The 12,591-nt window shown below is 27.1% G+C and carries 9 protein-coding genes and 1 pseudogene; all 10 read right to left on the reverse strand.

Annotation, left to right across the window (positions count from 1 at the left end):
• Positions 1-4: 4 nt before the first annotated feature.
• Positions 5-2,350 carry a hypothetical protein gene (locus HF850_RS08040; RefSeq protein ID WP_169104939.1) on the reverse strand — a complete coding sequence of 782 codons (2,346 nt, stop codon included), beginning with the start codon at positions 2,348-2,350 and terminating at the stop codon, positions 5-7.
• Positions 2,351-2,373: 23 nt separating this feature from the next.
• Complete coding sequence (locus tag HF850_RS08045) at positions 2,374-3,234, reverse strand: prepilin-type N-terminal cleavage/methylation domain-containing protein (RefSeq protein ID WP_169104940.1); 861 nt, start codon at positions 3,232-3,234, stop codon at positions 2,374-2,376.
• 8 nt (positions 3,235-3,242) lie between these two features.
• The gene (locus HF850_RS08050) at positions 3,243-4,544 is read right to left on the reverse strand and encodes a pilus assembly protein PilO (protein ID WP_169104941.1); all 1,302 of its coding nucleotides are present in this window, start codon (positions 4,542-4,544) and stop codon (positions 3,243-3,245) included.
• A 2-nt stretch (positions 4,545-4,546) separates the two neighbouring features.
• Positions 4,547-5,104 (reverse strand): PilN domain-containing protein, encoded by a 558-nt coding sequence (locus HF850_RS08055; protein ID WP_169104942.1) that lies wholly within the window; start codon positions 5,102-5,104, stop codon positions 4,547-4,549.
• A 15-nt stretch (positions 5,105-5,119) separates the two neighbouring features.
• Positions 5,120-6,286, reverse strand: a complete 1,167-nt coding sequence (pilM, locus tag HF850_RS08060; RefSeq protein WP_169104943.1) for a type IV pilus assembly protein PilM — start codon at positions 6,284-6,286, stop codon at positions 5,120-5,122.
• Between the two features lie 130 nt (positions 6,287-6,416).
• The gene (locus HF850_RS16030; protein ID WP_169104944.1) at positions 6,417-6,914 is read right to left on the reverse strand and encodes a prepilin-type N-terminal cleavage/methylation domain-containing protein; all 498 of its coding nucleotides are present in this window, start codon (positions 6,912-6,914) and stop codon (positions 6,417-6,419) included.
• 68 nt (positions 6,915-6,982) lie between these two features.
• Positions 6,983-8,185: a type II secretion system F family protein gene (locus HF850_RS08070; protein ID WP_169104965.1), complete on the reverse strand. Its 1,203-nt coding sequence runs from the start codon at positions 8,183-8,185 to the stop codon at positions 6,983-6,985.
• Positions 8,186-8,214: 29 nt separating this feature from the next.
• Positions 8,215-9,897, reverse strand: coding sequence for a GspE/PulE family protein (locus HF850_RS08075; RefSeq protein WP_169104945.1), 1,683 nt, complete (start codon positions 9,895-9,897; stop codon positions 8,215-8,217).
• Between the two features lie 44 nt (positions 9,898-9,941).
• Positions 9,942-10,694, reverse strand: a complete 753-nt coding sequence (locus HF850_RS08080) for an A24 family peptidase (protein ID WP_169104946.1) — start codon at positions 10,692-10,694, stop codon at positions 9,942-9,944.
• A gap of 474 nt (positions 10,695-11,168) precedes the next feature.
• Positions 11,169-12,580, reverse strand: a pseudogene (locus HF850_RS08085) (ATPase, T2SS/T4P/T4SS family); the annotation flags it as partial.
• Between the last annotated feature and the right edge of the window lie 11 nt (positions 12,581-12,591).

Genomic DNA, 12,591 nt, shown 5'->3' on the forward strand with positions numbered 1-12,591 from the left:
CCTATTATTTAAGTATCTTCCATGACTTAGTTTTTATAAAATCAGTTGAATTTGAATCTATATTACTAACTAAATTATAATTCTCTAATTCATCTCCAGCATATTCACTTCCAAATACCTCTTTAAATATTTGCTTATTGCTATTTTGAATTTTGTTCGTAACATTTTTATCATAGTATATATTAACTTTTCCATTTCCCTTTACTACAATATTTCCATTAGTAATAATATCTCCTATTAAATTCACACTTCCATCAATTATCACATCTTTATTACACACTATTACAGTCTGCAAATCTGGATTAGAAGTTAAATCAACTAATATATAATTATTTGAATCATATAATTTCCCTGTATTACCGCTTCCTTTAAGTACAATAGACTTATCCTTTGAAAAGATAGCATTCTTACTATGATACTCTTCACTTATCTTATTGAATTTAATATAATCACTTACCTTAACTGCTTTTACTTCTGTCCCCTCATAATCGCCTAAATCAGCTTCTGCACCCATTTTATAAACCTTACTGGCATATTCTCTTCGTTGCTTATTTAGTTCATCCTTAAAATCATCTATAGTATAGTTTGCATTGTAAACTTTATTTCCATTATCAGATACTATTGCACCAATACTATGAACATTTTCAATATTATCAAAAACAACCCCGCCACAGTCTACTTTATTATCTCCAGATAATTTATCTTTCCAATACTCATAGAAATGTCTAGATTTTTGATTTACATCACCATTCATTAACTGAAGGGATTGGTCATTATTAAATGTATCATCATAAGAATAATCCTCACTTTTATCTATTGGAACAGAATAAGCATTATAATTTCCTTTAACAGCAACAGATTCACCAGTCTCATAATCGTTATCTGTATCAATATGTGCAACTCCTGCAATATATGCAGTATCTTTTATATTTACCTTACACATATCTTCTGGACTCTGATTATAGTTATTAATTATTATAGAACTTGATTTTCTCACCTTCTCAGAATTGTTTTCTGTTTTATCACTAATTCCATAAAAATCTTTAATTGTAATATTAGTTTTATTAGCCTTTATAGCCAAATCATTATCTAAAACAAGCTTATTATTATTTAAATAAAAGTCAGAATTAGTTGTTTCATTTCCATTTTCAGAATTACCTACATATAAATTTTTCGCGTACAAATCACCTTTAACATTAATATTCATATTATTTTTAATATTAAATGTTTCTCTTGTATAAATATCACCATTAAAATTAACATTACTCTTTGATGATTTACTGCTATTTAATTTAATTCCAGAATCATATTTTTTATATGTTCTATTTTCTCTTGCTAAATCTGATATATCAGCACCTTGAACAAAAATATCACCATTAATATTTAAATCAGAATCCTCTATGTCCATATTTTGACCAATTGTTATTCCTGGAATATCTTTTATTGATCCTTCTACCATAGTATTTTTAAATGCAACTTCATCATAATTAGGTACTCTTATATCATAACTTACCTGTATTGTTCTTTTATTAATTCCAACTCTAGATATAGACATATTTTCATTGTTTGATTTAAATTGAGATTTCAAATTGAATTCTGCATCTTCTTTATCATAATATGTAAAATCTAAATTATACTGTTCTTCTTTTACTATTTTTCCTTCATCATCAAGGCCATATCTTGTCACTAACTTCGTATCAACATTATTCTCTTGACCTAAAACCCATTTTAATTTATTATTTTCTGATATACTTTCTTCAACTGTAATTAAAGCTCCTCCATAGTCAACAACTTGCTTATCTTTTAAATTAGATAAATAATACATTCCTTTTAATCCTAAATCACTCTCATTTTTATTATCCGATCCCTGTATATTATTTTCTAAGTGTTCTGTAATATATTTTCTGAAATTCTTTTTGAAAACATAATTCACCAATTGATCAATTCTCTTTTTATCAGCTTCAATTTTGGAAGAATTTTTATCTTTATTTAACTCTAAAAAATCTATATCAGCATATAATGCATATAGAGATTTTTTGTCCTTTTCATCATCTATATTATTATTAAGTTTACTGAATTCATCATATGAAAGGTTCTTTGCTGTTTTTAAATTTTCAACTTTGTTATATCCATATTGATTAGCATTTTCTATAGTTTTCGCCACTATATTGTATGCTATATCTAATCCACTTTCAGAAGAATATAAATTTTCAACTCTCTTATTTTCTGTTACTCTTGCAGTATAATTTGTTGCTACCATAGATAGCATCCCAGTTGATACAATTAATACAAATGTAAAAATAACAACAACAAATATAAGACTTGATCCTTGCTTTTTTCTTTTTATCAAGATTGCTTACCCCCTTTCTATATCTAATGAATTTCTATATTCTTTACAAAAGCAGATTTAAATAGCTTTTCATTCCTATTGCCTTTTCTGTAAATATCGATAATAATGTTGTATAAAGCTCCCCTTTTAGCTTGTGAATCAACCCTATAATATTCATTAACCGAGCCTTTTTCATTATTAATATCAACATTTCTTTCACCATTACTCATGTATGTACTGTTTAAAATACATAAATTCAATGTATTATTTGAATTATTTATAATATCAATATTTAAATTTGATTTACAATACTTCACATCTAAAACCATATTCATACTATCAGTATATTTAGTTTCCTTGCCCTCAAAGCCTAGAGTACCATTTCCATATTTATCGATATTTATTTTTAAATTACTAGTAATATTAAAATTATTCTTTTCATTCAATGGATAATCATTTTTTAAATATATAGTATTGTCCCCTATAACAAATGAATTTTCTTCAGAATTTTCATAGGATGATATATTTATATTATTATTACTCTCAGTAGTTTTTTCTGATAAATTTACAACAACTTCATATTCACAATCTTCGTTACTAGTAGTAATACTACCATCTTTTTTTATTTTTATAGTTCCTTGTTTCGATACTTGATCTATTGGTATATTATCAGCCAAATATATTTTTCCATCCTTGATTATAAGGTCATCTGAAGAAGCTTTGATTTTTTCTACAAGTTCTTTTCCAATAAGATTAGCCTTTTGCTTAGTTTCTCCATCCTTAGTACTTCTAATAATCATCATATATCCACTAAATACGCCAACTAGCAAAATCATAGTTACTGTCATACTTATTATAGTTTCTAGCAAAGTAAATCCTGATTTTTTTGTAGATTTCTTTTTCATGATTACACCTACTTTGAGTTGACACTTATATTGCTACTATCGCCATCTACTATAATTCTTGGATTAGTACTATCATCACCACTTATATTTACATTTACTAACATATCAGTATTATTAGTTATTTTAAGTTTTACACCTGCTTCATCATCTGAATCAGTTCTACTTTCACTGAATACATCCACATTTATGCTTGTGCCTAATTCAGGTATAAATTCAACACCATTTCCATTAAAGTCTTTAGGATATGTTCCCTTTGAAGTTTTATACTTATAGTAATACTTATTTCCTTCTTTAGTTAAAATCAATTCAACATCTTCAGGTTTGTTACTATCTGCATATACATAGGTAGTTCTTGTACTATCCTTAGCCTTTCCCATTATCACACTTGGAAAATCAGAACTCATTGGCTTAGAAGATAAAACAAAATCTACTTTTTCATATTCACTATCTTGAATATCATTTATAGAATTTGAACTAAATGTTGCCGTCCCATTATTATTTCCATCTAAATTCCATTTTAAATATTGTTCAAGTTCATCATCAATTTTAGGTACAGAATAAATTTCAAGCTTTAGTGTTCCGTTTATTCCATTTGTTGAATCTTGAGATGTACTTAATGAATTCACAATTATCTTTTTCTTATTTTCTCTAATACTTTTTAAAAATGTATTTAAACTTTCATATGTTCCCTTAAATGTTATTGAACATTTTAAGTATTCAATAGAGTTACTATTTTTATCATTTGAAGTTCCATTTCTTTCTTGATTGCTTTTTGAATTGTTACTAGAATTACTTTGTAAACTAGTTGAAGTATCTGAATTATTACTTATTGTCTTACCATCCTGTTCTGATGTTTTAGCACCACTTGGTATTCCTGAATTAGGGGCCAACTCAGAATATTGGTCAACAAACTTTTGCATTGAACTTTCAGGAATATCAACACTTTCTTTTTCTACTTTTTCAACAGACTGAGTAACTATTGGGTCAAATTTTATTCCCCCACTAAGTCCGCTTTCAGTTAATAATTGATTTAATTCTAAGATTATATGTTCTTCACTTATAGTTGGATAAAAACCTTCTGAGCAGTTTAAAATTTGTGATTTTAATATTTTAAGATTACTTTTTTTATCGTCAATATTTTGTATAGTTGCCATTGCAGCATTATACTTATTTTCAATTTCATTTTTTCTATTTTCAGCTGTTGTGACTTTTTCACTTAATGACTTATATATGAAATTGTAATAGCCTATTCCTAATACTATAATTCCTAAAATACATAGCATTATCTTTTCTCTATTGCTTAATTTCATAATTAATTTACCTCCTTCAACACACATTTCATATCAAAGGAGTATTGCCCTACTACAGCACCTGATTGATCTATTGAATTTACAGTAACATCCTGCATTCTTGGCAACTCACCTAAATTATGTACATATTGTGCTACGCTCGCCCAATCTGAAGCTGTTCCTCTGATTTTTATAACATTATTATCTATATCTATATTTTTAAATGCTATACTACTTGGTGCATTATTATTCAAATCATTAAGTATCTCATCTGATACATTATTTCTTTCACTTACACTCTTTGAAATATCAGTTAATGCACTATTATAATTAGTTAGTACATTTATCTGACTATTAATATTATCAGCTTCTTTAAGTTGTGATTGTATTTCTGTGACATTTAATTTTTCATTAATTTTTTGAGTTTGCTTTTCTAAAATAAATAACTTAATAGTATTAAATCCAAAAGAGGCAACTATAATAAATCCTGCTAATGCTGCTACTGCATAAACATACGTATTAATATTAATATTTTTCTTTTTATTTCTTTGATACGGCTCAAAAAAATTTAAATCTTTCATATTCGCAGCTCCTCTCTATAGTCTAATAACACTTCCTATAACATTCATAAAATCATCAATTGGCATACTATTACTGTTTAATTTAAATGCTATTTTAGAAATATCACTTATTCTTCTTGTTTTTATTCTAAGTCTATCTTGAAAATATTTATCTAATCCCTTTAACTTAGAGCTTCCTCCAATAATAATTATTTCATCTACACTATTTCCCATAGATTTATTTCTATAAAACTGAATTATTTTTTCTATTTTTTCTATCCATTCATTCACAACTTCTCTTACTGCAAAATTATCAGTATTTTCATCATTACATAAATCAATATTATTCTTTTTCATTCTTTCTAACTCACTATAGTCCATCCCAGTTAGCTTTTGTAGATAATCATTAATTTCATTACCGCCTGCTTTTATTATTCTGGTAAAATCAAGCTTTTTATTTTTATATATATTAACATTGATAAATTCTGCTCCCATATCTATGTAAGCAACTGAATTATCATCATTGTTTTCTATTTTATTTTCTGTATAATTAATCAACTTTTCTATTGCATTATAATTAACATCTAATGCATATGGCTTTAAATTTAAATTTTTGAGCAAATTATAATAAGCTCTTGCCATTTTATTAGGGTATGCTATAACTCTTACGTTTAACTTATCCAATCCCTCTGAACTTTTTTCTTCATTTAAAGTTGTAACTTGTAATATATAATCATCTAAATTTATAGGAAGATACTGTTGTATCTCATATCTTACTACTGTATCTAATTCCTCTTCTTCAACTTTAGGAATTAATATTTCTCTATTTATTATAGTTGTTGAATTTGTTGTACAAATTCCATACTTAGCGCTAATTTGATTTTCATCTAAAAACTCTTTAATTCTCTTAACTAACTCAATATCCTTTTTTATTTCCCCATCAATAACTGTATCCTTTGGAGTAGGAATTTCCATACATTTATCTATGATAAGTTCATCCTTATAATAAATACCTTCAGCTATTTTAATAACCATACTTCCAATATCAAAAGCAACTACTTTTCTCTTTTTCTCTGGAAGCATTTTTTTCATACTTATCTTTTTATATGGAATTTTAACTTTTAAATCTTTAATATCCATATTCATTAATGATTTTATGTCAAATGATTTTTTCTTTTTTTTGTTATTGTCTTTATATTTCATATAGCCTCCAATAAAATTCTTATTTAAGCTTATATATTTTTTTACATAATTAAAATATGTAAGTATATAACTTACATATTTTAATATTTGTATTTATAATCCATCAGTTTCATATGAGTTTTATATAGTACTATTTATTTGTATCAGTATTAGATGAACCAGATGTAGTACTAGTTCCTTTTCCTTCAGCCTTATTAGTATATTCTTTCACATTAGCCTCAGGATATAATACCGCATTATCACATGAAACAGTTACAGATTCATCTGGACCTACTTCTACCTTAAAAGATTGTCCTGTTGCTTCTCCTTTACCATCTTTTGCTTTACCATCTAGTTTACTTTTAATTGTTGTTGCAATACCATCAGTATCATCAGTCCCTAAATCATAAGTTTTAGCTTCAGTTATAGTTCCATTTGCAATCAATGTTGAAGTTACTGTTGCTATGTTTTTGGCTGCAGCAACATCATTATTTACTTTTGCATCTCTTCTTATTGAGCTAAATTTAGGAATTGCCATTGCTGCAAGTATTGCGATAACAGCAATAACTATAATAAGTTCAATAAGCGTAAATCCTTTCTTTTTCTTTTGGTTTAATTCATTTTTCTTCTTAATGAATAATTTGTTCATTTATAAATTCCTCCTAAAATTGTATATTTTTGATGCACTCTGGATCGCACATTGTGCATTATTTATCCTTAAATTTGATTATAAGAATCAAACATTGGTAACATTATTGATATTATTAAAAATCCTATTACTACTCCCATTATTACTATAAGTATAGGCTCTAATAGAGAAACTGCATTTTGTATAGTTGAATCTAGTTCTTCATCATAAAAATCTGCTGTTTTATTTAATATTTCTTCAAGAGAACCTGTATCTTCACCTATTTTCACCATTGAATAAAGCATTGGTGGAAATACATTGCTTTGTTTCATTGAATAGTAAAGGCTTTCCCCTCTCATAACTTCATCTTTTATATTTAGAATTGCATCCTCTACTATTTTATTTCCTGAAACTTCAGCAGCAATTTCTAGAGAATCAACTAATGTTAATCCACTTGCTATAAGTGTTGATAATGTTCTTGTAAATCTTGATACTATAAGCATTTCTGTAACACTTTTAACTACTGGAAATTTCATTCTTAGCTTACTAAAAAATAATATTCCCTGATCTGTTTTAGAAAATATACTTATTCCTGTAATAATAATAGCAAGTAGAATTAACAACATAATCCAATTATTCTTTATCTCAGTACTCAATCCAAGTAGAAAAGTTGTTGTCCATGGTAACTGCATTCCAGAACCTTCAAATACTTGAGTAAATGTAGGCATTACATATACTAAAATAAATATTACTGATACAATTGCTACTAAGCTTAAAATAATAGGATAAACCATAGCGTTTCGTACTTTGTTATTTATTTTATTTTCCTTTTCATAATTTTTTGACATTCTAAGCATAACAGCTTCTAAGTTTCCACTAGCTTCCCCAGAAGCCACAACAGATGTTAAGAGGTCTGGAAAAACTCCTTTTTGTTTTTTCATTGCATCAGATAATACCTCACCTTTTTCAACATCATCACTTACAGTCTTAACAGCTTTCTTTAACTTTTCATTTACAACCTGGTCAGATAGAATACTTAAACAAGTTAAAATTGGCACTCCAGCATTAAGCATAGTATAAAATTGTCTACAAAAAATAGCTATATCCTTAATTCTCACTTTATTTCCAAACTTAAAGTTTATATTTTTACTTTCAACCACTTCTTCCACCAAAAGTGGATAATATCCATTTCCCGATATATAGTCTATTACTTCTTCTCTTGAATTTGCTTCATAGGTTCCATTGATTTTTTCACCATCTGAATTCATAATTCTATATTTATATCTTGCTATTTAAAACACCCTCTTTTCACAATATAAATTTATATTGTTGATATATCCGACAATTCCTCTACTGTAGTAATACCCTTTAAAACCAATTCCCTACATTCCTCTTCTAAAGTTACCATTCCATTTTTCACTGATATATCTCTTAACATATCAGAATCTGCACCTTCATTAATAAGTTTTCTATGTTCTCTTGTCATTTCCATTATTTCATATATTCCTATTCTTCCTGTATATCCAGTTTCATGACAATATCCACAACCTTCTCCTTTAAATAAAGTAACTTTTTCATCTAAATCTTTACCTAATATCTTTTTTTCCTGTTCACTTGCTTCATAAGATGTTTTACAATTTGAACATATTTTTCTAACAAGCCTCTGAGCCACTATTCCAACTACTGATGTTGAAACTAAATATGGTTTAACCCCCATGTCTATCAATCTCACTATAGTTGAAGGTACATCATTAGTATGTAAAGTACTCAATACTAAATGTCCTGTTATTGCTGCTCTTATTGCAATTTCAGCCGTCTCTTCATCTCTAATTTCTCCAATCATAACAATGTCAGGGTCTTGTCTTAATATACTTCTTAGCCCACTTGCAAATGTTAAGCCTGACTTTTCATTTACATTTACCTGATTTACTCCATCCATTGTATATTCAACTGGATCTTCTACTGTAACTATATTTAATTCATCAGAATTAAGTTCACTCAATAATGTATATAATGTAGTAGACTTACCACTTCCTGTAGGTCCTGTAACAAGAATTATTCCATGAGGATTAGATATTATTTTATCTATTTTTTCTATATCTTTCTCTTTCATCCCTAGCTGTTCTTTTGTTAATATTCCATTACCTTTATTTAATATTCTTATAACTATCTTTTCACCGTACACTACTGGTAATATAGAAACTCTAAGATCAATTTCTTTATCATTTACCTTAATCATTATTTTCCCATCTTGAGGTATTCTCTTTTCAGCTATATTTAAACCAGCCATAATTTTTATTCTAGTAACTAATGCTCCTAAGCTTTCAATACCTAATTTATTTACCGTTCTAAGCTTTCCATCAATTCTATATCTTATTATTATTTCATTTTCAAATGGTTCTATATGTATGTCCGATGCTTTAAGTTCAACTGAATTCTTAAATAAATAATCAACCATCTTTACAACAGGAGCACTATTTACATCACTAGTTAATTCAAAAGCTTCTTTCGAGCTCTTTAACGTCTTTGTACTTTCCTTAGATAGCTGAATTACTGCATTATCTACATGCTGGCTACTATAATATATACCTATATACTTTTTAATATCTTCTTTTCTTGATATAAATGATTCTATTTCAAATCCAGTAGAAATAGCTACATCATCAATTGCAAATATATTTAAAGGGTCTGCAAGAGCAACTTTTATTTTATTGTTTTCAAATCCAAATGGTATGAGGGTATATTTTTTACATAAATTTTCTGGGATTAAACTAATGGCTTTTCTATTAAACTGTATAAGATTTAAATCAACTTTCTTAATTCCAGTTTGCTGTTCAATAGCTTCAATTATGTCATCTTCAGTTATAATGTTACTATCTACAAGAATCTCACCTAATTTTTTACCTAATGATTTTTGAATTTTTAATGCTTCTTGTAATTGAAAACTTGTTATCTTTCCTGCATTTACAAGAATATTTCCTAGTCTTCTTTTCTCAATTGCCATAATCAGCTTAGCCTCTCCCTCTTTTTATATTTTTAGATTTTATGTCAATATAAAAAATTTAAATATGCATTTAATATTTCACTTCCATAAAGCATTGATATAATAGTTCCTATAGCTATAAATGGTCCAAATGCCATTCTATCTTTAGCATTTCTTATTTTTAATAAAAGAATAATTATTCCTACAATTCCGCCTATAACTATTCCTAAAAACAATGCAATCAAAATTCCTTTCCATCCCAAAAATAGGCCACATACTCCAGCTATCTCAATATCACCTTCGCCCATCCCCCTAGTAATAAATACAACTATTCCTATTATTACAGCTCCAACTATTCCTCCAATGATATACTCTAAACTTCCTTGTTTAAAAACAAACTGTTGTATTACTACAAATATTATTCCAGCTACAGCTCCAAATATTGCTGTTGAAGTATATACATCTTGTGTATCCAAATCAATCATAGAAATCACAATTAATAAAGATGTTAGAACAAAGTATTTTAAAGTAAGAATATTAAATCCATATTTAAAATAAATAATTAAATAAAGCAAACCATTTAGTAACTCAATTAATGGATATCTTATAGAAATTTTTTCTTTACAATATCTACATCTGCCTCGTAAAAATATGTAGCTTAATACAGGTACTAAATCCAGAACTCCTAATTGATGTTCACAGCTTCCACAATGTGATGGCGGATAGCATATAGATTGTCCTTCAGGAATTCTAAATATACATACATTTAAAAAACTTCCTATTACTAAACCTATTATTACAACAAATAAATAATCCACTTTATATTTCCTTTCAAAATAATTAACTTAATTTATATTTTTATCAGTTATTTATTACTACGAAATGCAATAACAGTAATTAATCAACATTAAACTTAACACTTTATATATTATATAAAATAATAACATTATTTTATTCTTTTTTGTAGTTTTTTTAAAGTACTTTTTTAATTATATTTTTATTTTAAAATAAATAATGTCGATAAAGTTCGAACATAAACAAAAAACATCCATTTATTTATAAATATAATAGATAAATGGATGTTTTTTTAGTATTATAGTAATTATATATTTTTTAGAGAAGTACTTTTGTCGAATTTTGCAGTAATTGATTTTATAATATACATAAGACTATCAACTTTGATATCAAGGAAAATTTCTTAAATTAGTCACAATATAACAATTAAGAATTCCACAAAAAATATTAGTATAAATTCACAAAACAAACAACTATATTTACCAAAGAGTAAAAAATAAAACCTTTTTTTCATAATCACTTGCTTCATATGGTGTTTTACAGTGATCACATATTTTTCTAACAAGTCTTTGTGCAATTACTCCTACAACTGATGTAGATACAAGATAAGGTTTTACTCCCATATCTATAAGTCTTGCTATTGATGAAGGTGCATCATTTGTATGAAGAGTACTTAAAACTAAATGTCCTGTTATGGCTGCTCTTATTGCTATTTCTGCTGTTTCCTCATCTCTTATTTCCCCAATCATTATTATATCAGGGTCTTGTCTTAATATACTTCTAAGACCACTTGCAAATGTTAGTCCTGCTTTTTCATTTACATTTACCTGGTTTACTCCATTCATTGTAAATTCAACTGGATCTTCAACTGTAATAATATTTAATTCACTAGAATTTAACTCACTTAATACAGAATATAAAGTTGTAGACTTACCACTTCCCGTAGGTCCTGTAACAAGAATTATCCCATGTGGATTTGAAATTATTCTATTTATTTTATCTATGTTTTCCTTATCCATACCAAGGTCTTCTTTTCTAATTACTCCACTTCCCTTGTTTAAGATTCTTATAACAATCTTTTCTCCAAAAGCCACTGGAAGGACAGATATTCTAAGGTCAATTTCCTTATCGTTAATCTTTATCATTATCTTTCCATCTTGTGGTATTCTTTTTTCTGCAATATTTAGACCTGCCATTATTTTTATTCTTGTAACTAATGGAGCAAGACTTTCTATTCCTAATTTATTAATAGTTCTAAGTTTTCCATCAATTCTATATCTTATTCTTATTTCATCTTCAAATGGTTCTATATGTATATCAGATGCTTTAAGTTCAACTGAATTTTTAAATAAATAATCAACCATTTTTACAACTGGAGCACTATTTACATCACTAGTTAATTCAAAAGCTTCTTTAGAATTCTTTAGTGCCTTTGTACTTTCCTTAGATAACTGTATTGCCGCATTATCTACCTGCTGAGTACTATAATAAATCCCTATATACTTTTTAATGTCATCTTTCCTAGAAATAAACGATTCAATTTCAAATCCTGTAGATATTGCTAAATCATCAATTGCAAATATATTTAATGGGTCTTCTAAAGTAACTTGAATTTTATTATTCTCAAAATTGAATGGTATAAGTGTATACTTCTTGCATAGATTTTCTGGAATTAAACTGATGGCTTTTCTATTAAAATCTATGGTATTTAAATCAACTCGTTTAATTCCTGTTTGCTGTTCTATAGCTTCAATTATTTCATCTTCAGTTATAATATTGCTATCTACAAGAATTTCACCTAATTTTTTCCAAATGATTTTTGAGTTTTTAATGCTTCTTGCAGTTGAAAGCTTGTTATCTTTCCTGCATTAACAAGAATATTTCCCAATCTTCTTTTTTCAATTGCCATAATCAGCTTAA

It is taken from the genome of Clostridium sp. SM-530-WT-3G (assembly GCF_012843905.1).
In the GTDB taxonomy this organism is placed as follows: domain Bacteria; phylum Bacillota; class Clostridia; order Clostridiales; family Clostridiaceae; genus Clostridium.